We start from the raw sequence: 21,596 nt of genomic DNA on the forward strand, positions 1-21,596 counted from the left end.
ATCCCTCTGGAAATCGAGGGGCTGCGAAACGCAGAAGACCCGCCCGGCGCGGTGTGCGCCGGACGGGTCTGACAGTGAGTGAAGCTGCCTGGCGTTCGCGCTACGCGAGGTAGGCGGCCAGGTCCTGCTCGAGGGCGGGCTTCGGCTTGGCGCCGATGACGGTCTTGACGACCTCGCCACCCTGGTACACCTTCATCGCCGGGATGGAGGTGATCTGGTACTTCGCAGCGGTCTGCGGGTTCTCGTCGACGTTGAGCTTGACGATCTCGATCTTGTCCGCGTGCTCAGCGGCGATCTGGTCGAGGATCGGGCCGACGGCGCGACACGGACCGCACCACTCCGCCCAGAAGTCGACGAGGACGGTCTTTCCGCTGTTGAGGACGTCCTGCTCGAAAGTGGCGTCCGTCACGGAACGTGCTGCTGACATTGCTTGATTCTCCTTATGCGGTTGTCGTGAGTTCGAGATCGCCGGACGCGCCCTCGGCGCGCTCCAGCAGGTCTGCGGGAAGAGTCGTCAGGTAGTGCTCCGCGTCGAGCGCCGCGACCGTACCCGACGCCGCGGCGGTGACCGCCTGACGGTAGCTGGGGTCGATCACGTCGCCGGCGGCGAACACACCCGCGACCTTCGTCTTGGAGGTCCGGCCGGCGACCGCGATGGTGCCCTCCGGAGTCAGGTCGAGCTGCCCGTGCACCAGGTGCACGCGCGGGTCGTTGCCGATCGCGATGAAGAGGCCCTGGAGCTCCAGTTCGCTCTGCTCGCCCGTCTGCAGGTCGCGCAGGGTGACGCTCCGAACCTGCTCGTCGCCGTTGATGCCGACGACCTCGGAGTTCCAGATGAACTCGATCTTCTCGTTGGCGAACGCGCGGTCCTGCATGATCTTGGACGCGCGCAGCGAGTCGCGACGGTGGATGACGTAGACCTTGTCGGCGAAACGGGTGAGGAAGTTCGCCTCCTCCATGGCCGAGTCGCCGCCGCCGACCACGGCGATCGTGCGCTCGCGGAAGAAGAAGCCATCGCAGGTGGCGCACCAGGACACCCCGTGCCCGGACAGCCGGTCCTCGTCCTCGAGGCCGAGCTTGCGGTACGCCGAACCGGTCGCGAAGATGACAGCCAACGCCTCGTGCACGGCGCCCGAACCGAGCGTCACCGTCTTGACATCACCGGAGAGGTCGACCGACACGACGTCGTCCAGGACCACCTCGGTGCCGAACTTCTCGGCCTGAGCCTGCATCTTGAACATGAGGTCGGGACCCATGATGCCGTCGGGAAAGCCGGGGAAGTTCTCGACCTCCGTGGTGTTCATCAGTTCACCGCCGGCCTCGACGGAGGAGGCGATCAGCAGCGGCTTGAGGTTGGCGCGAGCCGCATACACGGCCGCGGTGTAACCGGCAGGGCCGGAACCGATGATGATGATCTGCCGCACGGCGGAACTCCTTGATGGTCTGCGGTGCTCCCGACCGGAGGCACCGACCTGTAGAACACATCCTAGGCGGATGCTATTCCGTGTCACCTGCGAGTGGAGGAACGGGAGGCGGCGCGGTCCAGAACCGGTGCCAGACCGGCATCCAGATCGCGCGAACGCAGGATTCCGAGGGCTCCGACGTACACGATCAGCATGACGACGCCGATGACCGCGGAGGAGACGATCGCCGTGATCGGGTTCCGGACGGGGAAGGCGCCGGCCGAGACGCCGCCGAGGATGACGAGGAACCCGGAGCCGGCGATCATCGCGGCCACACCGGCGAGGAGGAAGCGCCAGAGCGAACCGAAGATCCGGGTGCCGTCCACTCCCCCGGTGCGTCGGCGCAGCAGCCAGAACGCGAGGACGGCTTGCAGGAGGCTCGCCAGCGAGACGACGAGCGCGACGGACGCTGCTCGCACCGACGGAGGGACGGCGAAGCACGTGAGCACTCCCGCAATGATCACGACCACCTGGGCGAGGGTGAAGAAGAAGGGAGTGCGGGTGTCGCCGAGGGAGTAGAACGCCCGCTGGGCCATGAACACCAGCGAGAACGGGACCAGTCCGATCAGGTAGGCGATGAGGACCAGGCCCATCGCCTGGTAGTCGGACGTGAACACACGGGCGATCGGAAACGCCGCCACGATGAGTACGGCGGACGCCAACACGATGAAGAGCATGATGGAGCGCGCGGCCGAGGAGAAGTCCTGGCGGAACGAGTCCACCGCGCCGCTGTGCGCGTGCTCGGCCATCCGCGTGTAGAACGCCGTCACGATCGAGACCGCGATGATCCCGTGGGGGAGCATGAAGATGAGCCACGCGTTCTGCATGACGAACGATCCGGCATAGGCGGGGCCGCCGGAGTTCGAGACGTTGAGCTCGATCACTCCGGCGATCTGCGTCGCGATCAGCATCGCGAACGTCCATCCTGCGGCCCGGCCCGCAGTCCCCAGGTTGACACCGCGCCAGCCGAAGTCGAAGCGGAAACGCAGCCCGACGCGACGCCAGAAAACGAACAGGATGAGCGCCTGGACGGCGATTCCGAGGGTCGCTCCTCCCGCCAGCAGTGCGATCATCCAGAACGACCAGTCGCTGCCGTGACCCGCGCGCGACGACGTGCCGAAGGCGACGATGAACGCGACAAGGAGGACGATCGCGACGATGTTGTTGACGACGGGTGCCCACGTGAACGGACCGAACGACTTGCGCGCGTTCAGCACCTCGCCGAGGAGGGTGTACAGCCCCAGGAAGAAGATCTGCGGCAGCGACCAGTATGCGAACGCCGTGGCGAGAGCGCGCTGCTCCGGAGGTACACCGAACAGGACGACGAGGGCGGGAGCGAGCACCGTCGCCACCACCGCGATCGCCGCGAACACGACCATGCCGAGCGTGACGAGCTTGTTGATGTAGGCACGCCCGCCGTCCGGGTTGACGGAAGCACGGACGATCTGCGGCACCAGCACGGCGTTCAGGATGCCTTGGGCGATGATCGCGTACAGGCTGTTCGGGATGGCGGTGGCTGTACCGTACGCATTGGCGGCGAACGACAAGGCGCCGATCGCCTGGACGAGCAGCCAGGCCTTGGCGAACCCGAGGAGCCTCGACACGAGCGTGCCGGAGGCGAGCATGGCGCTGGCGCGGCCGACGCTAGCCATGTGCTCCTCCCGGGCCGGACGGCGAACGTGGTTCGTCGTCGGGTTCGCGGCCGTCCGCGTCGACGGAGGCGTCGCCGTCGGTCGACTCGTCGTCCGCGTCGTTCTCGTCGTCACCTTTCCGTCGGTGAGCGCGTCGACGGAGGATGTTGCGCACGATCCCGAAGCCGAAGAGCAGCACGACGAGGATTCCGAAGATCAGCGCTCCGATGCCCTCCCAGTCCGCGTGGACCTCCACCGTCACCGAGCTGGGGTCGCCGATGGGGACGCCCGTGGGGCTGTACAGCTGCAGGGAGAGGACGACCTGGCCGTTCCCGACCTTGGCCTTCACCGGGACGAGCATCGTCGCCCGCGAGTCCTGCGGGATGGTCTTCGTCGTCGGCTGGTCGATCTCGAGACGGCTGTTGGACGGCGAGGCGCTGAGCACGACGGTGACCGCCTCGTCCGGCAGCTCGTTGCTCACCGTGAACGGGATGGATCCCTGCGCACTCACGAGGTTGACGTTCTCGGTGGGCAGGATGTGGACGGCGTGCAGGGTCTTCACCGTCGCTCCCCTGCTCTGTGCGACCGCGGCCGTCCAGTCGGATCGCGGGTTCTGCCACGAGACCGCGAGCAGCGTGAGGAGCTGAGCGCGAGTGCGTCCCGCGAGGGTCGTGGGGTCGGCGAGGATGGTCGCGAACTCGTCGAGGGCCTTCTCATCCTGCAGGAGGGCGTGGATCGCGCCGATGCGCGCCTGCGACTCGGGAGAATCCGTGAGAGCTACCTCCGCCGACTGTGTGGATGCGACGACGGCGGAGAACGTCGCGGGCGTCGACCACGGGTTCGAGAACAGCGAGTCGAGCGTGCGCTGAAGCTGGGTGCCACTCGACGGCCATGACCGATCGAGCGCGATGAGGAGATGAAGCGGTGTGGAGCTCTCGGCTCCGATCAGCTGCAGCTGGGCGTTCAGCTTGGACATCGCGGCGTTCCACGCGAGGTCGCTGGGCGCGGACACCGCCTGACGCAGCGCGTCGGACAGGCGTTGGTCCGAGACCGCGAGGGTGGAGGATCCCGATCGTGTCGGGGCGTTCGGCGTCGCGTCGAGCTTGGCGGCGTTCGTGTTGCTGCCGGAGACGATGACCGTGCTGAGGCCGGCGGCCGTCAGGGGCGGCAGATCGGCGGCGCGGACAGTCCCGTCGCCGGGCCACGCGATGCCGGCGAGACTGTAGTCCCACGCCAGCAGGCGGTCGAGCGACGGCAGGGTCGGGCCTGTGCCGGAGGTCGGCGAGGGACTGGGTGTCGCCGCGGGGGTCGAAGTCGGTGTCTGCGGCTCGCCGATGGCGGTGGGCGTCGGGGTGAAGTTCTTCGGGTCGAGCGCGTAACCGAGCGCGGTCGGCTGCAGGGGCGCGGGCAGGCCGGCCTGGATCTGTCCGGTGACATCGGCGTCACCGTAACCGAGTGAGAAGGTGTCGTTGGGGAGGGCGCTCAGACGATCGAGCCAGGCCGTCGCGCTGGCCGGCGCGGCGTTTCCGAGCGCCCGGATCGAGGCGATGATCATCGGGTCGATACCGACGGCCACCGTGCTGTGGTTCTGCAGGCCGTCGAGGTCGCGCGTGAGGACTCCGGTCGCGCCGGTGTACGTGGCGAGGTCCTGCGCGGAGATCAGGCCGGCGCCCGTGGACGGGCTGACGATGGGCATGACGACGGCGATATCCGAGCGGGTCGTCTCGCCCCCGGGGTACCAGGCCACGGAACCGCGCGCCTCGGCAGCGTGGTCGCTCACGGCGACGGTGGCACCGATCCCGAAGACGGCCGGCGTCGGACGCGACCCGAATGGCACGGCCGCCGCGGGAACCGTCACCGGGACGACCACGCTCGAGCCCGGCTCGAGCGTGGGGACGGCGGCCTGTCCGAAATCCACCCGGTCGGTTTCCGCTGTGGTGGAGGTCAGCCACGAGGACAGGTCGTTGCGGGACGAGCGGGGCTCGGTGTCGTACCAGAGCGTCACCGAGCCGGAGGCATAGGCCTTCGCCGTGGGATTGCTCACCGTCACGGAGACCACCAGATCTTGCCCCGGAGACAGGATCCCCGCGTTAGAGGCCGAGATCGAGGCGGTGATCGACGGATTCGTCGCCGTCTGGACGCTCGTCACGGACCCGGCCGCTGCCGGGGTGGCGGCGGGTGCGGCAGCCGGGGCTCCCGCGGCGCCCGCGGCCGAGAGAAGAGTCGCCGCCGTCACCGCGGCGCCGACCAGCGCAGCGCGGATTCGCGTGCCCCGAAGGGAGAGGCCGGGTACTCTCATGCGCCCGCGCACGATCCCGGTTCCGCCTCCATGTCGACGATTCTAGGGGCCGACCCCTGTGAGCCCGGCGAGGACCGCGGGCCGACCGAGCGGGCGAGCAAACCAGCGTCCCCTTAAAATGAGGCACTATGCAGTCCGTCGCCGAATCCCTCGAACGTCTCGGAGCCCTGGCGACGACACCGACCGTCGAGCGCCTCGCGCAGGCGTTCGCGGCGGCCGGCCACGAACTCTCCCTCGTCGGCGGCCCGGTGCGCGACGCCCTCCTCGGCAGGGAGGTGCACGATCTCGACTTCACCACCGACGCCCGCCCCGATGCCATCGTCGCGGTGGTCGCTCCGCTCGCCGACGCGATCTGGGACATCGGCCGCGCTTTCGGCACCATCGGCGCGCGCTTCGGGGACGACACCGTCGAGATCACGACCTACCGCAGCGACAGCTACGACGGCGTGACCCGCAAGCCCGAGGTGCAGTTCGGCGAGACTCTCGACGGCGACCTCCTGCGCCGCGATTTCACCGTCAATGCGCTCGCGCTCCGCGTGCCGGAGGTCCGGCTGGTGGATCCCTCGGGCGGGGTCGAAGATCTGATCGCCCGACGCATCACCACTCCATCGACGCCGCAGATCTCCTTCGGCGACGACCCGCTGCGGATGATGCGCGCCGCCCGCTTCGCCGCGCAGCTCGGCTTCGCGGTGGACGATGAGACGCGCGAGGCGATGGCGGGAATGGCGGAGCGCATCGGCATCGTGAGCGCGGAGCGCGTGCGCGATGAGCTCAGCAAGCTGCTGCAGGCCGACGAACCGAGGCCGGGCATCGAACTGCTCGTCGAGAGCGGCCTGGCCGACCATGTGCTCCCCGAGGTGCCCGCGCTGCGGCTGGAGGTCGACGAGCACCACCACCACAAGGACGTCTATCAGCACAGCCTCACCGTGCTCGACCAGGCGATCGGCTATGAGAAGGAGCGCCACCCGGGAGCAGAGCCCGACCTCGTGCTGCGCTTGGCGGCCCTCCTGCACGACATCGGCAAGCCGGCGACGCGGCGCTTCGAGCCGGGAGGAGCGGTCAGCTTCTACCACCATGACCTGGTCGGCGCGAAGCTGGCGAAGAAGCGCCTGACCGCGCTGCGGTTCGACAAGTCGACGGTTGACGCGGTCGCGCGGCTGATCGAGCTGCACCTCCGCTTCTTCGGCTACTCGGACGCGCACTGGACCGACTCCGCCGTCCGCCGTTACGTGCGCGATGCGGGACCGGAGCTGGAGCGGCTGCACATGCTCACCCGAGCCGACGTGACGACGCGCAACCGGCGGAAGGCCGATCGACTCGGCTTCGCCTACGACGATCTGGAACGACGGATCGCCGAACTGCAGGCGCAAGAGGAGCTCGACGCGGTGCGGCCGGACCTGGACGGCGAGCAGGTCATGCGGCTTCTCGACCTCCGCCCGGGGAGGGAGGTCGGCCAAGCGCTCCGGTTCCTCCTCGAACTGCGCCTCGACGAGGGGCCGCTCGGCGAGGAGGAGGCCACGCGCCGCCTTGTGGAGTGGTGGGCTGCGCGCCAAACTCCTCAACAATGAGGCAGCTTCTGGAGTTGTCCACGAGTTCGTGAGCGGACCGATTCTCGCGGTGAGCGCACCGCGATGCTGGATGCATGAGCATGACAGACACCCTCACGCAGCGCCCCGGCTGGCGCGGAACACCGGCATCCGTTACCCTTGATAAGTTGCCCGGGCGGAGTTCTGCCCACGCAACCGATGTCAAACCCTCCTGCTGCAGAACGTCTGCAGCCGCTGAGACCAGAGGAGGTGGGTTAGTCATGCATCAGTACGAGTTGATGGTCATCCTCGATCCCGAGATCGATGAGCGCACCGTAGCTCCCAGCCTTGACAAGTTCCTCAACGTCGTTCGCAACGACGGTGGAACGATCGACAATGTCGACATCTGGGGCCGTCGCCGCCTGGCGTACGAGATCAACAAGAAGTCCGAGGGCATCTACGCCGTCGTGCAGCTCACCGCGACCGGTGACACCACGAAGGAGCTCGACCGCCAGCTGAAGCTCAGCGAGGCCGTCATGCGCACCAAGGTGCTCCGTGCCGAGGAGGCCATCGCCCAGGTCGCTGCCGCTCAGCAGCGTGCCGACGAGAAGGCCGCCCGCAAGGCCGCGTCCTCCTCCGAGAAGGCAGGCGCCTAGTCCGATGGCCGGCGAGACCGTCATCACCGTGGTGGGCAACCTCACGGCCGATCCCGAGCTGCGCTACACGCAGAACGGGCTGGCCGTCGCCAACTTCACCATCGCATCCACGCCCCGCACGTTCGACCGTCAGGCGAACGAGTGGAAGGACGGTGAGGCACTGTTCCTGCGCGCGAGCGTCTGGCGTGAATTCGCCGAGCACGTCGCAGGCTCGCTGACCAAGGGGTCCCGTGTCATCGCTCAGGGTCGCCTCAAGCAGCGCTCCTACGAGACGAAAGAGGGCGAGAAGCGCACCTCGATCGAGCTCGAGATCGATGAGATCGGTCCGTCGCTGCGTTACGCCACCGCCCAGGTGACGCGCACGCAGTCGTCCCGTGGCCCTGGTGGCTTCGGCGGCGGTGCTCCCGCCGTCGAGGAGCCGTGGGCCGCTTCGGCGCCGGCCGACCCGTCCGCGGGTGCCGACGTCTGGAACACTCCGGGCTCCTACAACGACGAGACCCCGTTCTAACGGGTCCCCACAACTGAGTTTGCCTGACAGGCCGCGGCCACGTCAGGCGGAAAGCAAAGGAAATCATGGCTGGAAAGTCGAGCGGCGACCGCCGCAAGCCGATCCGCAAGGGCAAGGACGGGAAGAACGCCGCACCGGCGAAGTCCGTCCGCGTCGGCGTCATTGACTACAAGGACGTCGCGACCCTGCGGAAGTTCATCTCGGAGCGTGGAAAGATCCGCGCCCGCCGTATCACCGGTGTCTCCGTCCAGGAGCAGCGCCTGATCGCCCGCGCCGTCAAGAACGCGCGCGAGATGGCACTCCTCCCCTACGCCGGCTCTGGCCGTTAAGGAGAGACAGAATGTCGAAGGTTATTCTCACGCACGAGGTCACCGGCCTCGGTTCGGCCGGTGACGTCGTCGACGTCAAGAACGGCTACGCGCGCAACTACCTCGTCCCGCAGGGCTTCGCCATCGCGTGGAGCCGTGGCGGCGAGAAGCAGGTCGAGCAGATCAAGGCGGCTCGCGCCGCTCGCGAGCTGCACACCATCGAGGCCGCTCAGGACCTCAAGGCGAAGCTCGAGGCCACCCGCGTCAAGCTGGTCGTCAAGGCTGGCCGCGAGGGTCGTCTGTTCGGTTCGGTCAAGACGGGCGACGTCGCCGACGCGGTCAAGGCCGCCGGCATCGGCGAGCTCGACAAGCGCAAGATCGAGCTTCCCAACCCCATCAAGGTGACCGGTGACCACGAGGCCACCGTGCGCCTGCACGACGACCTCTCGGCCGTCATCTCGCTGCAGGTGGTCGCCGCCAAGTAGCGGTCGCGGAACAGCGCAGTGTAGCGGCGGGCTTCGGCCCGCCGCTACACCTCGTTAAGGAGTTTTCCCCGGCTCCATCCACAGTCGTCATGGGCTGTCGCGGAGGTTCGACCACAGGTCGAGAGGAGATTTTTACACACAGGCTGGGGAAAAGAAATAACCCGATCAGAGCGTATTTATCGAAAAGAATTCCTAAGTTCTCCACACCGATTCCCACATCTTCTGCACAGCGCCGACGGCGTTTCTCGCAGATTTTCCCCATAGTTATCCACAGGGCGAGTTGTGGTGGGAGGCGGCCGGTTCATAGGGTGGAGCGACGTCGACGGAAGACCGCCGAGGATCGGCCCGAACCACCTTCAGCTGTGGTGCGGGACGTTGTCGGTGGCCGTCCGTAGTCTGCGATCGGACGCCCTTGTGTGCGGTCTCTCCGGCCTCCCGGAGTGGCCGTCGTCGGCGCGCCCACACACCGCCGAGCCCGTGGCGGCGCAGGCTGGAGACGGCGGCACCAGACGGTGCACTGAGCAGCAGCAGTGAGGAGAGAACGTGTCGATCGCCCATATCGGTCTCGCCGACAGTCGCGAACCGGGCGAGGCCCGCTCCCCCGAGCGCACCCCTCCGCACGACCTCCTGGCGGAGCAGAGCGCCCTCGGCGGCATGCTGCTGAGCAAGGACGCCGTCGCAGACGTCGTCGAAGTCGTTCGCGGAACCGACTTCTACATCCCCAAGCACGAGATCATCTACGACGCGATCCTCTCGCTGTATTCGCACGGCGAGCCGACCGACGTCATCACCGTCACCGACGAGCTCACCAAGCTCGGCGAGCTCTCGCGGGCGGGTGGCGCCGAGTACCTGCACACGCTCACCAGCCTCGTGCCCACGGCCGCCAACGCCGGGTACTACGCCAACATCGTCACCGAGAAGGCTCTGCTGCGCCGCCTGGTCGAGGCCGGGACGCGGATCACGCAGATGGGCTACAAGGCCGAAGGAGAGGTCCTCGACCTCGTCAACAACGCGCAGGCCGAGATCTACTCCGTCACGGGCCACCAAGAGGTCGAAGACTACGTCCCGCTGACCGAGGCGGTGACCGTCGCCATCGACGAGATCGAGGCGGCCAAGCACAAAGACGGTTCGATGACCGGCGTCCCCACCGGGTTCGCGGAGCTCGACGAGCTGACCAATGGACTCCACCCGGGTCAGATGATCATCGTGGCCGCGCGCCCGGCGCTGGGAAAGTCCACGCTCGCGCTCGATTTCGCTCGCGCGGCCGCCATCAAGCACGACATGCCGACCATCTTCTTCTCGCTCGAGATGGGGCGCAGCGAGATCGCGATGCGCCTGCTCTCCGCTGAGGCGACAGTCCCCCTGCAGCACATGCGCAAGGGAACCGTGGACAACCGCGACTGGACGACCATCGCGTCCACCCGCGGACGCATCAACGACGCTCCGCTGTACATCGACGACAGCCCCAACATGACGCTCGTGGAGATCCGAGCCAAGTGCCGACGCCTCAAGCAGCGCGTCGGCCTCAAGATGGTCGTCATCGACTACCTCCAGCTGATGACCAGCGGTAAGCGCGTCGAAAGCCGTCAGCAGGAGGTCAGCGAGTTCTCGCGTGCACTCAAGCTGCTCGCCAAGGAGCTCCAGGTGCCCGTCATCGCCCTGTCCCAGCTGAACCGTGGACCGGAGCAGCGCGCCGACAAGCTTCCGGCACTGAGCGACCTGCGCGAGTCCGGCTCGATCGAGCAGGACGCCGACATGGTCATCCTGCTGCACCGCGAGTCGGCCTACGAGAAGGACAACCCGCGAGCAGGCGAGGCCGACCTGATCGTCGCCAAGCACCGCAACGGCCCCACGCGCACCGTGACCGTCGCCTTCCAGGGCATGTACTCGCGCTTCACGGATATGGCGCCGATCTGATCGGGTGTGAACTTGCCACGCAACGTGTCGTTTGACCGAGCAAAGTGTCGTCGCGTGATCGGAGCGAGTTGATCGACGAGGATGCTGCGGCCGCGGGCCGTGACCGGTTACTGCTTGCCCAGTCTCCAGGCCGAGCCGCTTGGCGACCTGTCCGGCATGAATCGTCATGCTCTGTCCGCGATCGCGGCAGCGCCCGCAGGCGGATAAATGTAACCTCACACGTCGAGGCTTTCAGCCCCTCGAGACATCAGAGACCGTGGCGCGGTCGCTAATAGCGAAGACTTCGTCTTCGACTACCGGTTAGGAACGCTGAGGAGCGCGGGTGAAGCCGATGCAGGGCTGTGAATGGTGATCGGATACAAGTCGGAGTTGGCGGCCGCGTACAGCCAGCACCGCGAGGTCTTGTACCGCGTAGCATTCGCGCGGCTCAGAGGTGCTGGCCTAGAAGACGAGGTTGAGGACGTAATCTCAACGGTCATCGTCGAACTGCTTGAAAGGCCGCCCAAAGAGGAGATCCGTAATTGGGAGGCCTACCTCATTACACTCGTGACTCGGCGGGCGATCGATCGGATCCGCGCGAATTCCAAGCATCGTTCCGACGCGGAATTGGAGTTGCAGGAGGTACGGGACGAGCGCGATGGCTTCATCGAACTTGAAGAGGGATTGGACACGCTGTCTGCGCTGGAGTCGGTGGAAGCGATTCTCAAAAATCTTGATGAAGTACAGCGGCGTGTGGCCCACGAGTATTTCTGGCTCAATCGAAAACAGGCCGATATCGCGAACGATCTGAACCTGACGCAGGGCCGCGTCAGCCAGATCATTCAAGAGGTTAGGCGCATTATTCAGCAGCGAATGAAGGAGGAGGTGAACCGATGACCGACAAAGAGGACGACGCATTCTCCCTGGGAAAGCTGCCGCTGGACGCCCTCATCGCCGCAGCGTTGTACCAACCGCCCGCGCTGGAGGCAGACCCGGGCGCTCACCTTCTCGGATTGGTGAGAGATCCAGCACGGCGGCTCAACACCGCGGAGCTATCGCGGCTACGAAAGAACTCGAATCTGACGGTGAGCCAACTGGCGACACGGCTGCAGAGACAAGGGTGGGACGTCTCATCGGGGCAAATCCTGCGCTGGGAAATGAAAGGATCATCCGACGCGGTCCCGGCCCTAGTTGAGGCTATTGCCTCTGTGTTGGATGTCGACAAGGAGCGCCTGCTCACGCATGGCGACGATAACCAACTCGCCGAATTGAGATCGTCGGCGAAATTTGGCGAGCTGGTGCAGCGGCTTGCAGCACTCCGCGATGTGTCAATGTCCGCGGCAGCTGCCATGCTGGAGTCACGGTTAGGCGCTGCGGTATACCGGGGCAACGCCCCCGATCTCGATCAGACATTGCAGTCATTGGAGCAACTCGTGAACGCATTGGAGCAGCGAGACCGATGATGCTTGAGCGCTGGGTTCAGAGGGCACTTAGGAAGCTCACTGCTGCCCAGCGTGAACATTTTGCCCTGGACCCACTTCGCTCACTTGGCGATGACCACCGGTTCACCGTCCGAGCTGTCGAGCACCTGGCTAGCCGGCGAGATCACGGCGGAGGTTGCGACGGAACCTCGTTTCTCGAAGACAACGTCATTCTTTATGCGCCGTCACCCAACAGCAAACGGCAGAACTTTACCCTCGCTCACGAGCTAGGCCATTGGCTGGTGGAGCAAGATTCTGCCACGCTCGACTGGCTGGCCGACCAGGACGAGCCGCAGGCTGCGATCGAGTCGCTTTGCGATGCGATCGCGCAACGACTCCTCCTTCCGGAGGACCTAATCGACTACGTCGTCGGCCGACCGATTCGCGCCCAGGACGTGGTAGCCCTCTTCGAGCAATCGGCCGCGAGCCTGCCTGTGTGCGCTATTGCCGCTGCCGCTCGCCTCCCCCAGCTGGGTGCGGTAATCATCATCGACCGCCGCACCATGAAGGTGACCTCTTCGAGCGTTCACCCGCACCCAGAGCGCGGTTGGCCGTCGATCTATCCTTGGCCGGGAGAGGAACTGCCGGAAGGCCACAGCCTCCGGACCATCGGCTCCGGCGAGACGATCACGCGCCGTTCGTTCTGGCGAAACCGCTGGGGCAAGCGAGCGGATTACTACGTCGACGCAATCGCGTCCGACCGAGCTATTTGTGCGGTAATTTCTGACACGGATCTGTGGGGCGTGGACACCATGCCGGTACTCATGGATCACGATTACGTTCAACGGCCCGAGAACGCCTTTCAATGTTGTGGCGAGTGGCGCACGGTCCGCGGTTTTCCCTGTCCTAAGTGCGGCCGCGGTTATTGCCCCGTTTGCGGGAACTGCCGTTGCACCACCGTGTCCAGGAGCGAAGGGCAGTGCCGTAACTGCAACACCATCACTCCGGTCCACCTTCTGGCCGATGGACTGTGTGAAATCTGCGCATGAGAGCTAATACTTCCTTCGCCCGCTTCGACTACCAGTTGGAAGCGCCGTAGCAGCGCGGAACACCGCTTCCAGGCAGGAGGTGAAGGACACATGGCAAAGAACACTGGACGCGGATACCGCGTTGGCGCCGTCAAGGGCCGAAGCGAGTTCAAGTCGGGCAACACCTGGTTCAAGCGCAACACTGCCAACGGCCAGATCATGAACGGTAGCTCCCAGCAGCACAAGGGCGTTCGCAACGAGAAGTAGCCCGAGGGGGCCGGCACTCGGCCGCCGGCCCCCACTTCGCGAAGCCCAAAGACACCTAGCGAAAGAAGCATGCATAACATGGACACCGAACACCACACCCCTTCACTCACACACCTCAGGGCATTCACCAATTCCCGCACCAAGGGCCGACCCACGCACGTCGCCCAGGACCGACGCCAGGTAACCGCACCTTCAAACGACCGGATCTTCGCCTTCGCTTACGAACGGTTCTTGACTGGCGTTGTTGAAGACATCAACAACGACTTCACTAGCCGCGCAATGGAGCGCGCAGTCGCTGCCGCACCCGATCGAATGCGGCAGAGCTACCGCGCCGCCGCTGAGGGGATGGCAAGGCTGCTCAGCGAACTGGAAACGCAGGCAGCGCGGCGCAGACAGCGAAACGTCGTCGTCGTCGACGCCGACGGGCTGGAGCTCGTTAGCTTGCGAATCCATCTGATCGTCAGCATGCGCGATGGAAGTCGTATCGGAGCGCTTCTCTACTTTTCAGAGAAGGCTCTCACCCCTACCGAGCTCATGCTCATGGATACCGCAGTCGCCTTGGCTGTCAGGCAGATCGACGCGGAGACAATCCCGGCCATCATCATGGTTCGCACCGGCACTATCCACCTTATCGAAGTGGGCGCCGCCACCGAGCCCGACCGCGTTCGATTCCTTCGCGCGGAATCCCTGGCTTACCGATCAGAATGGGCTGCAAGCGCCTGAGGGTCCATTCGACCGGCTCGCGGCAGACTGAGAGCAACCACAACGATCGTTTGGTCCGGGCAGAGCGGTCGTGCCATAAGGGGCAGATTGCGGAGGTGTCCGTTGCCGTTGCGGCAGATACCGTCGTGGTGTCCGGCAATGACCCCACGAGCTGACCCATTTGCGGAGGTTTCGCCGTTTGTCGCGTGACGACTCATCTAACGAAAGAGCGTGGACATCTTCGTTTCGACTTTCGCCGTCAGCTCTTGCCGAAGTTAACTGGATCCGGATGGTGCGTCGGTCGAGCCAGACTGCTCGGCATCCACGTGCATGAGTGATCGCAGCTTCATGTAGCTGGCGCGTATCTCGCTGAACAGACCGAGATAATTTCCATAGCTCTTCTGCAGTGCCTCCTGCTCCGCAGCGGCCTTTGCCTTCGCTGCTATGTCAGCGCTCTTCTCCTCCGTGAGGAAGCCCAGCGCCTGCATCATCGTGTTGGCGAACCCCTCGGACTCCACACCATCTCGTAGGCGCCTCAGGACCTCGTCCTGATAATCGGCTCGGTCCGGAGACATCAAGCGACCCCAATCGTCGCGCATGAGGGCTACATTCACGTCGGAGAGCAGCTTTCTGCCCGCTGCATGCAGCAGAGGAAGCTTGGTAGCGATCTCGCTGGCGAGCCTGAGTTCTTCAAGATCTGGCGCGGCAGCCTGCCACTGGGCAACAGGGAGGCCATCGAGAGCAGCCCATAACTCCGCAAATGGGTCGTCCATCGTATGGCTCAGCCAGGGCGGAGTCATAACCTCCTTGGCAACGGCGACGACTACTCTGCTTCGCGCGACTGACCACGATGCCTTGGCGAAGCTCCTAGCCTGACGTTGCTCAGCAGTCCTCTGCCACAAGTACAGAAAGATGCCGATGGCGAGACCAATAATGGCGGACGAGAGAAGGTCCGGAACGAACTGGCTCCAGTCCGCGGGCCATGCGGGGCTACCAGTTGGGGCGGCGATCAGCGTCACGCGGAGACACTATCGTGTCGCGTTTCGTCGCGTCGGAGCGACAAAGTACTTGGACAACGGCAACGACACATTGCTTGGCAACCTAAGCGATACACCGCTCACAACGACAAGATGCGTGGCCGTTCACATCGGTTGTGCTGTCGGTCCTCGCGGGGCGCGCAGGGCAACGGGATTACCCCAATTCGCGGGCAATCGCGCATATCTGTGAACGCTCTCGCTTCGTGCACACCTCGGTCAGGGAGCCCCGGCGTCCGGCGCCTCCGACCACCGAACAGTTGCCCCCGATGCGCCGGCCCTGGTCTGTCGGCGCCGTGGCGAGACTCGCGCTTCCACTCCCATTCGACCAGGCAGCGCCACCTCCGCTGGGCCAGCGGGATGCGGGAAGCACTTGTCCCCCGATAGAGTGTCACCGTCGCGCCCTTCTGGCGACCAACACCCGCCCCGATAACCCGAGGAACCCGCCATGGCGTCCGCCCACGACTTCTTCCTGCTCGGCGACCACGAGGCCGCCAAGCAACTCGTCACCTCCGCGCTCCAGGCCGAGGGCTTCACCGTCACTATGACCCCGTCCGGTGGTCTGCTCGCCAAGCGCGGGAGCGCTGCCAGAACCTTCTGGCTGGGTGCCATGGCGGGCAAGAACTTCCAGGTGTCCTTCCTCGTCGACTTCATGGTCGATCAGCAGGGCCGCCTGGTCGCGCGCCTGAACCGCAACATGGTGTCAGGGGCGTTGAAGGGCGGAGCGATCGGCGCCGCCAAAACCGACACGGCGTTCCAGGAGACTGCCAACGCCATCGCTGCCGCCGCCCACCCCGCCGGCATCCTCGGCGACAGCATCTCTCAGAACTAGCCACCTCACCCACCCCGCATCGCAGATCGGAGTCACCTCGCCATGACCGACCAGAACCCGAATGCTTACCCGCCGGCCGCGCCCGCCTATGCCCCGTACCCGGCACAGAAGAGCGGCACCAACGTGTTGGCGATCATCGCCCTCGTCGGCGCGTTCGTCTTCCCGCTCGCCGGTGTGATCTGTGGGCACATCGCCCTCGGTCAGATCAAGCGCACCGGCGAAAGCGGCCGAGGCCTCGCGATCGCTGGCCTCGTCATCGGCTATGTCTACATCGCCTTCATCGTGCTCTTCACCGTCCTGGCGATCGTGTTCGCCGCTTCAGCCGGGTACTCCAGCTCCTCCTACTGACCGGCGTCCTCGAAGCCTCCGGCGCCCGCGCCGCCGCTATTACCCTCGCGCGGACGCCGGGGCTTTCCAACGAGAGCCGACGACCTGGGCCTCGTCTGCACCAACCCGCCGCACTCACCTTCCCCGCCTCCGACGCCCGAAATGTTGCTCACGGTGCGCCGTTCCCAGCAGTGTGGGCGCAGAAGGCGGGGGAGATGCCCACTACGATTACGTCGCGAATGATCCGACAACAGCGAGTGATCCGGCAGTGATGAGGCAGGGCGACAGCGTGGCAGGCGAGGAGGCCAGATGACGCAGACTCCGACCGAACTGCTATCCGATCTGCACCATGTCGGGGTCGATGTCGACGATCTCTGGCAACTTGTGAATACGCGGGAGCGTTACGACGACGCTGTTCCAGTCCTGGTCGATTGGTTGGCTCACCTGGACGAGCGGGTGCCGTATGAATATCGCGCGCGCATAGAAGAGCCTCTGGTCCGCGCGTTGATCGTGCCGGCGGCGCGGAAGACCGCGCCTCCTGTGCTGATCGAGCGATTCAAGCTTCCGGAGACCGAACCGCGCAGGAGCGTGCGTTGGGTAATCGGTCATGCTCTGGGGACCCTCGCCGGGGATGAATACTTCTCCGAGCTTGAGGCGCTGGCCCGCAACTGGACGTATGGTCGAGACCGAGAAGCGATGCTGCGTGCGTTTGGTCGTTCGAAAAACCCTCGTGCCGTTCCGCTTCTCCTCGACCTGCTTGATGATGAGGATGTCGTCGCACATGCAGTTGAGGCGTTAGGTCCCCACAAAGACCCGCGATCGCGCATCCCGTTGGAACGACTCCTGACACATGAGCGTCCACTCGTCAGACGGGAAGCCACGAAGGCCCTGAAGAAGCTCCCTGCTGAGTGATGTGTTTGTCTGTGCCCAGGCGCGGCGGGATGAACTGCAGGCCGCTCCCGGTCGCGTACGGATTCGGCCGGCGCGATTCGCTCGACGCGACCTGGGTCCATCCCGGTGCCGCCATGACGCGCGTGAGGATGGACTGTGCGGCAGCTGCGGCACGGTGAACCACGCAAGGAGTGTCGATGTCCAACGATCGGAATGAGTCAGCGCCGGAGTCGGGAGGGGACGACGAGGAGCAGACGACGGACGGCTCGGAAGCAGGGCATCCTGCGGAGAGCATCAGCGACAAGGTGAAGTCGCTTCTTCCCGACGGTTGGTTGGACAGGTAGGGCGCTCACCGACAAGAAGGCCCGGGCTCGGAGAGCTCGGGCCTTCTCGCGTGCGGTGCGACTACGCCTACTTGCCCGCCGGGGTCGGCGTCGGCGTCGGCGTCGCGCTCGGCGAGGGCGCCGTCTTCGTCGTGTTGTCGGGATTCAGCACCTCGGTGTCGGGCGACAGATGGGGGAAGTTCGCGAGCTTGTCGCTCTTGATCGCCCACTGCACATTCTTGCGGTCGTCGGGGAGTTCGACGTGCACGTTGGGCAGTCTGTAGGTGACGTTCTTGGCGCGGTCGAAGATCAGGACGTCCCCGTCCGCGACGATCAACGGCATCGACACCTGGACCCAACTCACTTCGCCCGGCTCCACATCCACCGGCATCTTCGCCTCGAAGGTCTTCTCCTCTTTCCACTGGAACTCGTACTTGTTCTTCACCGCGACTCCGAACTTCTGGCCGAGGATCTTGGCGTCCGTCCGCACGGTGATCTCCAGACCGTACTTGTGCGACATCACGATCTTCTCCTCGATGATGACGTCCGGTTTCCACACGTGCTTGGTGTAGTTCGCGAAGGAGTACTTCAGCTTGTCGTCCAGCGGTTTGGTCGTCTGCTTCGCATTGGTGAGGTTCACGGTGCAGTCCTGGCTGTCGATGGAGGTGCAGAAGCGGCTCACGAGGTCGGCCGCGCTCGCTGCGTTCGTCACCACGGTCATGTTCCGGTCGCCGACGACGAGTTCGGCGTCGTACGTGCCTCGATCGCCGTTGACGGTGTCTTCTCGTGCGACCTTGCAGTCATAGGGAGTGACCTCGTCGCGGCGCAGTTCATCCAGCGGGACGCTGCCCTTGCCCGGCTGCTGGCTCGTGACGAAGCACGCGGCGTGGTGGTGGAAGATCGCGCCCCGCTCCGTCTGCGACCAGCCGACGACCCAGTAGTTCGTCGGCTTTCCGCCATCGAAGATGCGATAGCTGAAGCGCGCTCGCGCGAGCGCGCCGTGGCTGATGGTGGTGTCGCCTTCGCGCATCACGACGGCGAACTTCGTGTTCGCGTTCTCGCCGAGCTTCGGGGATCCGGGTTGGGCGTAGGGAAGGTTGTTGAAGTCGTACTCGCCGTCTGTGAGCGACACGGCGCCGGTGGTGCGCAGGGTTCCGGATGCCTCGGCGAAGCGGTTCTGCGAGATGGTGAAGACGGCCCGGTTCTTGGCGTCGTGACTGCTGCGGGGCGCCTGGCAGTTCCACTGAGTCGCGGCCTCCGCCCCGGCGGTACCGGGGCGTCCCTTGTAGATCGAGCAGGAGCTGTCCCACACGCCTCGGGTGTAGTACTGGATCGATGCCTTGACCCAGTAGCCCGTCGTGTGTCCCACCATGCCGAGCTGGTAGATCAGGGTGCGGGACATGGACTCCGATTTGGGGGCGCTGAGGGTGAAGGCGGTCGCGCCCGACGCCGGCGCGGCGACGAGAGTGGAGGACGTGCCTCCCGCCGACCCGACGAGCTGTCCATCCGACAGTGTCGTGCGGGAGAGGTTGAAGACCACCTGCGCTGAGACGCTGTCGTCGGCGACGGCGGGGCTGGCGGTTCCGGCGAAGCCGGTGAGGATCACGGCCGCGAGGGCCGCGGCGGCTGCGGCGATTTTGGCTGGCGTGGACATTATCGTGCTTTCTCTTCGATGAACCCGCGGGTGTGTGCGGGTGGCTCAGGAGCAGTGGGGGTCCACTGCGGTAAAGGTGACGGTCCAGTCGCGGGGGTGGTACCCGCCGAGCTTCTGGCCGTCATCCGTTGACGGCGTGACGACCGCGGTCACCGAATTCGTCTCGACGATCACGGTGTAGGGCGTTCCTGGGTCGACCACGACCGGGGTCCCGCCGCCGGCGCTGACGGCGTACCGCACGTCGGGGCTGCCGCCGGTGATGAGGAGGGTGCCGTCGTGGCCCGGATCGCTGGAGGTGCACGACGGCTGGGTCGCGGTCAGCGTGCCGACGGCCACCGACGGGCGGCAGTCGACGCCTGTCGCCGTCGCGCGCGTCGTCTGCTGGGCGTCGCTGCCACTCCAGGAGGTCGTGATCGCGATCGCCGCCGATGCCGTGCCGGTCACGGACTGCGTGAAGGTGGTCGTACCCGGCTTCCCTGCTTTCGCTGCGGGGATCTCCTGGCCGATCGGCGAGGTCAGCAGGTCGAGGGAGCCCGGGCCGGCGAGGCCGTCGATGGCGGCCGGCGTCTCGCGGGAGTTCTCCAGCGTCCACGTCACCGTGGACGTCGTCCGGTCGGTGGCTGAGCAGTCGACCTTCGACGTGAGGGAGATCCCGTCGTCGGCGGCAGCGCTGGTGGCCACGACGGCCACGACGGCCACGCCGGCGCCGAGGGCGGCGACCGCGACACCGACACCGATGCCGATCCAGAGCTTCTTGGCGACCATGTGAGCTACCTCGCTGAAATGGAGAACGGGAAGGGACGCGGAATCTCGCGTCATCTCCACTCTGGGGTGGCGCCACAGTCGGCGACCATGGACTCAGGTCGCCACCGCGCTGACCTGGGTCGCGTCGCTACTTCTTCTGCGGCGCGAACGGGATGTCGAGGGCGGCAGCGATCGAGGTGAAGACCCGCGTCGCGGGCGAGCTGCACTCCACATCGGTGGGGTTGTCGGTGAGCGTGCGGGCCTCGCAGGCTCCGGACGGGATGTCGCTGTTGGTCATGGTGATGACGCTGACGTCGCCCGAGGTGCTGTAGAACATCGAGGTGTTGTAGCCGGGGAGTTCGCCCGCGTGCCCGACCCACCCGTTCTCGCAGCCCCAGCCGAGGCCGTAGCCGCCGTTGCCCGGTCCGTTGAACTCGCGGAACGACCTGAGGCGCTCGATCTGCTGCGCCGCAGGGAGCAGACCGGCGCCTGTCGCCTCGGCGCGGGCGAAGCGGAGCAGGTCGGGCGCGGATGAGATCAGCTCGCCCGCCGTCCCGCCCCACGACGGGTTCCAGTCGGTGGTGTTCGCCGGGTGTTCGGGGGTGCCGTGGCCGCCCTGCAGGGTGAAGCCCTGCGGATGGGGCTCAGGATAGGCCGCGGAGTCCGCCGGGTAGCTGGTCTGCGACATCGCCAGCGGGGTGAGGATGCGCTCGCCGAGGACGCGTTGATAGCTTTCGCCCGTGACGTCCTCGATGATCTTGCCGAGCATGATCGTGTTGGTGTTGGAATAGTCGAACGCTGTGCCGGGGGCGAAGTCCTGCGGCTTCAGCGCGAGCCCGATCTTCATCAGCTCATCCAGGCTCCACACACGGTACGACTCGGTGAAGTAGACGTTCTGCCAGGCGTCGTCGCGGGTGTAGCTCGAGATCCCGCTGGTCATATCCGCCAGCATCCGGATCGTGACCTCATCGCCGTTCGTGACCCCGGGGATGTACTTCGACACCGGATCGTCGAGGCTGAGCTCGCCGTCGGCGGCGAGCTGAAGGATCAGCGTGGCGGTGAAGGTCTTCGTGACCGACCCCACGCGCTGGTACATGTCCGGGGTCATCGGGGCGCCGGTCGCGGGATCCGCGACACCGTACGCCTTGAGGAAGAGGCCGGCGGGCGATTGCACCGCGACGATCGCTCCCGGCGCCGCGGCCTGGGCGAATCCGGCCTGGGCGGCTGTGTCGATCGTGGCGGTCAGGTCCGCGGACATCGCCGTGGTCGGCAGGTCCGAGGTCCGCGCGACCACGGCGGCCGGATCGCTGACGCAGGTGGACGCGATCACGGTCGCGTGGGTCTTCGGGGTGCTCGTCGCCGATTGCGGTTGCGCGGTGCAGCCGGCGAGGCCCGCGAGGGCGGCGAGGGCGACGGAGAGCGCGAGCGCCTTCGCGAAACGGGGCGGAACCACGACGGTCTCCTTCGGACGGGTACACGGGATGCACCACACTCTCGCGTCGGTGGATCCCGCTCCGGAATGGACCTAGGCCTATGTCGGCGCAGCGACGCGGCCGGAACACTGGGGGGACCCGTGGAGTTTCGAACCGCCGCGGCACGCC

The 21,596-nt window shown here is 65.9% G+C and carries 23 protein-coding genes; 15 read left to right on the top strand and 8 right to left on the bottom strand.

The features are described from left to right. Positions 1–100: 100 nt before the first annotated feature. The 4 genes from trxA to JNB50_RS03525 form a co-directional block, all read right to left on the bottom strand. Complete coding sequence (gene trxA, locus JNB50_RS03510; RefSeq protein WP_055922107.1) at positions 101–427, bottom strand: thioredoxin; 327 nt, start codon at positions 425–427, stop codon at positions 101–103. Between the two features lie 13 nt (positions 428–440). Continuing rightward, entirely contained in the window at positions 441–1,424 is a 984-nt protein-coding gene (gene trxB / locus JNB50_RS03515; protein ID WP_208038714.1) for a thioredoxin-disulfide reductase, read from the bottom strand. Between the two features lie 83 nt (positions 1,425–1,507). Next, positions 1,508–3,115: a murein biosynthesis integral membrane protein MurJ gene (murJ, locus tag JNB50_RS03520; RefSeq protein ID WP_208038715.1), complete on the bottom strand. Its 1,608-nt coding sequence runs from the start codon at positions 3,113–3,115 to the stop codon at positions 1,508–1,510. Further along, a complete protein-coding gene (locus JNB50_RS03525; protein WP_208038716.1) occupies positions 3,108–5,393 on the bottom strand; it encodes a DUF6049 family protein in 2,286 nt (761 codons plus the stop codon). The genes murJ and JNB50_RS03525 overlap by 8 nt, the downstream gene beginning before the upstream one ends. A gap of 128 nt (positions 5,394–5,521) precedes the next feature. On the opposite strand from JNB50_RS03525, the gene JNB50_RS03530 reads away from it, so the two are divergent. The 11 genes from JNB50_RS03530 (at position 5,522) to JNB50_RS03580 (ending at position 14,211) form a co-directional block, all read left to right on the top strand. Continuing rightward, a complete protein-coding gene (locus JNB50_RS03530) occupies positions 5,522–6,961 on the top strand; it encodes a CCA tRNA nucleotidyltransferase (RefSeq protein WP_208038717.1) in 1,440 nt (479 codons plus the stop codon). A 239-nt stretch (positions 6,962–7,200) separates the two neighbouring features. Beyond that, the gene (gene rpsF / locus JNB50_RS03535) at positions 7,201–7,575 is read left to right on the top strand and encodes a 30S ribosomal protein S6 (RefSeq protein ID WP_055922121.1); all 375 of its coding nucleotides are present in this window, start codon (positions 7,201–7,203) and stop codon (positions 7,573–7,575) included. 4 nt (positions 7,576–7,579) lie between these two features. After that, positions 7,580–8,083 (top strand): single-stranded DNA-binding protein, encoded by a 504-nt coding sequence (locus JNB50_RS03540; RefSeq protein ID WP_179604164.1) that lies wholly within the window; start codon positions 7,580–7,582, stop codon positions 8,081–8,083. Between the two features lie 65 nt (positions 8,084–8,148). Beyond that, positions 8,149–8,412, top strand: coding sequence for a 30S ribosomal protein S18 (gene rpsR / locus JNB50_RS03545; protein WP_018189012.1), 264 nt, complete (start codon positions 8,149–8,151; stop codon positions 8,410–8,412). An 11-nt stretch (positions 8,413–8,423) separates the two neighbouring features. Then, positions 8,424–8,876, top strand: a complete 453-nt coding sequence (gene rplI / locus JNB50_RS03550; protein WP_208038718.1) for a 50S ribosomal protein L9 — start codon at positions 8,424–8,426, stop codon at positions 8,874–8,876. Positions 8,877–9,419: 543 nt separating this feature from the next. Beyond that, entirely contained in the window at positions 9,420–10,793 is a 1,374-nt protein-coding gene (gene dnaB, locus JNB50_RS03555) for a replicative DNA helicase (RefSeq protein ID WP_208038719.1), read from the top strand. Positions 10,794–11,138: 345 nt separating this feature from the next. After that, positions 11,139–11,669: an RNA polymerase sigma factor gene (locus tag JNB50_RS03560; RefSeq protein WP_208038720.1), complete on the top strand. Its 531-nt coding sequence runs from the start codon at positions 11,139–11,141 to the stop codon at positions 11,667–11,669. Next, positions 11,666–12,235 (top strand): helix-turn-helix transcriptional regulator, encoded by a 570-nt coding sequence (locus JNB50_RS03565; protein WP_208038721.1) that lies wholly within the window; start codon positions 11,666–11,668, stop codon positions 12,233–12,235. The genes JNB50_RS03560 and JNB50_RS03565 overlap by 4 nt, the downstream gene beginning before the upstream one ends. Continuing rightward, entirely contained in the window at positions 12,232–13,242 is a 1,011-nt protein-coding gene (locus JNB50_RS03570) for an ImmA/IrrE family metallo-endopeptidase (RefSeq protein ID WP_208038722.1), read from the top strand. Before JNB50_RS03565 ends, JNB50_RS03570 begins: the two co-directional genes overlap by 4 nt. Positions 13,243–13,332: 90 nt before the next feature. Then, on the top strand, positions 13,333–13,488 hold the full coding sequence (locus JNB50_RS03575; RefSeq protein ID WP_208038723.1) for a hypothetical protein: 156 nt from the start codon (positions 13,333–13,335) through the stop codon (positions 13,486–13,488). Between the two features lie 78 nt (positions 13,489–13,566). After that, entirely contained in the window at positions 13,567–14,211 is a 645-nt protein-coding gene (locus tag JNB50_RS03580) for a hypothetical protein (protein ID WP_208038724.1), read from the top strand. A 254-nt stretch (positions 14,212–14,465) separates the two neighbouring features. Here JNB50_RS03580 and JNB50_RS03585 read toward each other — a convergent pair whose 3' ends face one another. Then, entirely contained in the window at positions 14,466–15,209 is a 744-nt protein-coding gene (locus JNB50_RS03585; protein ID WP_208038725.1) for a hypothetical protein, read from the bottom strand. A 463-nt stretch (positions 15,210–15,672) separates the two neighbouring features. Here JNB50_RS03585 and JNB50_RS03590 point away from each other — a divergent pair, with 463 nt between their 5' ends. The 4 genes from JNB50_RS03590 to JNB50_RS03605 all read left to right on the top strand — a co-directional run bounded on the left by JNB50_RS03590 (position 15,673) and on the right by JNB50_RS03605 (position 17,618). Then, the gene (locus JNB50_RS03590; RefSeq protein WP_208038726.1) at positions 15,673–16,056 is read left to right on the top strand and encodes a hypothetical protein; all 384 of its coding nucleotides are present in this window, start codon (positions 15,673–15,675) and stop codon (positions 16,054–16,056) included. Between the two features lie 42 nt (positions 16,057–16,098). Further along, a complete protein-coding gene (locus JNB50_RS03595) occupies positions 16,099–16,404 on the top strand; it encodes a DUF4190 domain-containing protein (RefSeq protein WP_208038727.1) in 306 nt (101 codons plus the stop codon). Positions 16,405–16,692: 288 nt separating this feature from the next. Beyond that, positions 16,693–17,295 carry a HEAT repeat domain-containing protein gene (locus tag JNB50_RS03600; protein WP_208038728.1) on the top strand — a complete coding sequence of 201 codons (603 nt, stop codon included), beginning with the start codon at positions 16,693–16,695 and terminating at the stop codon, positions 17,293–17,295. 176 nt (positions 17,296–17,471) lie between these two features. Further along, positions 17,472–17,618, top strand: coding sequence for a hypothetical protein (locus JNB50_RS03605; RefSeq protein ID WP_208038729.1), 147 nt, complete (start codon positions 17,472–17,474; stop codon positions 17,616–17,618). 67 nt (positions 17,619–17,685) lie between these two features. On the opposite strand, the gene JNB50_RS03610 is transcribed toward JNB50_RS03605, so the two are convergent. The 3 genes from JNB50_RS03610 to JNB50_RS03620 all read right to left on the bottom strand — a co-directional run bounded on the left by JNB50_RS03610 (position 17,686) and on the right by JNB50_RS03620 (position 21,448). Beyond that, positions 17,686–19,251 carry a hypothetical protein gene (locus JNB50_RS03610; protein ID WP_208038730.1) on the bottom strand — a complete coding sequence of 522 codons (1,566 nt, stop codon included), beginning with the start codon at positions 19,249–19,251 and terminating at the stop codon, positions 17,686–17,688. Positions 19,252–19,296: 45 nt separating this feature from the next. Beyond that, entirely contained in the window at positions 19,297–20,016 is a 720-nt protein-coding gene (locus tag JNB50_RS03615; protein WP_208038731.1) for a hypothetical protein, read from the bottom strand. 127 nt (positions 20,017–20,143) lie between these two features. After that, positions 20,144–21,448, bottom strand: a complete 1,305-nt coding sequence (locus tag JNB50_RS03620) for a serine hydrolase (RefSeq protein WP_208038732.1) — start codon at positions 21,446–21,448, stop codon at positions 20,144–20,146. Positions 21,449–21,596 lie beyond the last annotated feature (148 nt).

Origin of the sequence: Leifsonia sp. TF02-11 (genome assembly GCF_017565305.1) — a bacterium.
Lineage (GTDB): Bacteria > Actinomycetota > Actinomycetes > Actinomycetales > Microbacteriaceae > Leifsonia.

Bases quoted from the DNA above. Each gene is read 5' to 3' on its own strand.
- trxA (WP_055922107.1), bottom strand. From the start codon at position 427: ATGTCAGCAGCACGTTCCGTGACGGACGCCACTTTCGAGCAGGACGTC.
- murJ (WP_208038715.1), bottom strand. From the start codon at position 3,115: ATGGCTAGCGTCGGCCGCGCCAGCGCCATGCTCGCCTCCGGCACGCTC.
- JNB50_RS03525 (WP_208038716.1), bottom strand. From the start codon at position 5,393: ATGAGAGTACCCGGCCTCTCCCTTCGGGGCACGCGAATCCGCGCTGCG.
- JNB50_RS03530 (WP_208038717.1), top strand. From the start codon at position 5,522: ATGCAGTCCGTCGCCGAATCCCTCGAACGTCTCGGAGCCCTGGCGACG.
- rpsF (WP_055922121.1), top strand. From the start codon at position 7,201: ATGCATCAGTACGAGTTGATGGTCATCCTCGATCCCGAGATCGATGAG.
- JNB50_RS03540 (WP_179604164.1), top strand. From the start codon at position 7,580: ATGGCCGGCGAGACCGTCATCACCGTGGTGGGCAACCTCACGGCCGAT.
- rpsR (WP_018189012.1), top strand. From the start codon at position 8,149: ATGGCTGGAAAGTCGAGCGGCGACCGCCGCAAGCCGATCCGCAAGGGC.
- rplI (WP_208038718.1), top strand. From the start codon at position 8,424: ATGTCGAAGGTTATTCTCACGCACGAGGTCACCGGCCTCGGTTCGGCC.
- JNB50_RS03560 (WP_208038720.1), top strand. From the start codon at position 11,139: ATGGTGATCGGATACAAGTCGGAGTTGGCGGCCGCGTACAGCCAGCAC.
- JNB50_RS03565 (WP_208038721.1), top strand. From the start codon at position 11,666: ATGACCGACAAAGAGGACGACGCATTCTCCCTGGGAAAGCTGCCGCTG.
- JNB50_RS03570 (WP_208038722.1), top strand. From the start codon at position 12,232: ATGATGCTTGAGCGCTGGGTTCAGAGGGCACTTAGGAAGCTCACTGCT.
- JNB50_RS03575 (WP_208038723.1), top strand. From the start codon at position 13,333: ATGGCAAAGAACACTGGACGCGGATACCGCGTTGGCGCCGTCAAGGGC.
- JNB50_RS03580 (WP_208038724.1), top strand. From the start codon at position 13,567: ATGGACACCGAACACCACACCCCTTCACTCACACACCTCAGGGCATTC.
- JNB50_RS03590 (WP_208038726.1), top strand. From the start codon at position 15,673: ATGGCGTCCGCCCACGACTTCTTCCTGCTCGGCGACCACGAGGCCGCC.
- JNB50_RS03595 (WP_208038727.1), top strand. From the start codon at position 16,099: ATGACCGACCAGAACCCGAATGCTTACCCGCCGGCCGCGCCCGCCTAT.
- JNB50_RS03600 (WP_208038728.1), top strand. From the start codon at position 16,693: ATGACGCAGACTCCGACCGAACTGCTATCCGATCTGCACCATGTCGGG.
- JNB50_RS03605 (WP_208038729.1), top strand. From the start codon at position 17,472: ATGTCCAACGATCGGAATGAGTCAGCGCCGGAGTCGGGAGGGGACGAC.
- JNB50_RS03610 (WP_208038730.1), bottom strand. From the start codon at position 19,251: ATGTCCACGCCAGCCAAAATCGCCGCAGCCGCCGCGGCCCTCGCGGCC.
- JNB50_RS03615 (WP_208038731.1), bottom strand. From the start codon at position 20,016: ATGGTCGCCAAGAAGCTCTGGATCGGCATCGGTGTCGGTGTCGCGGTC.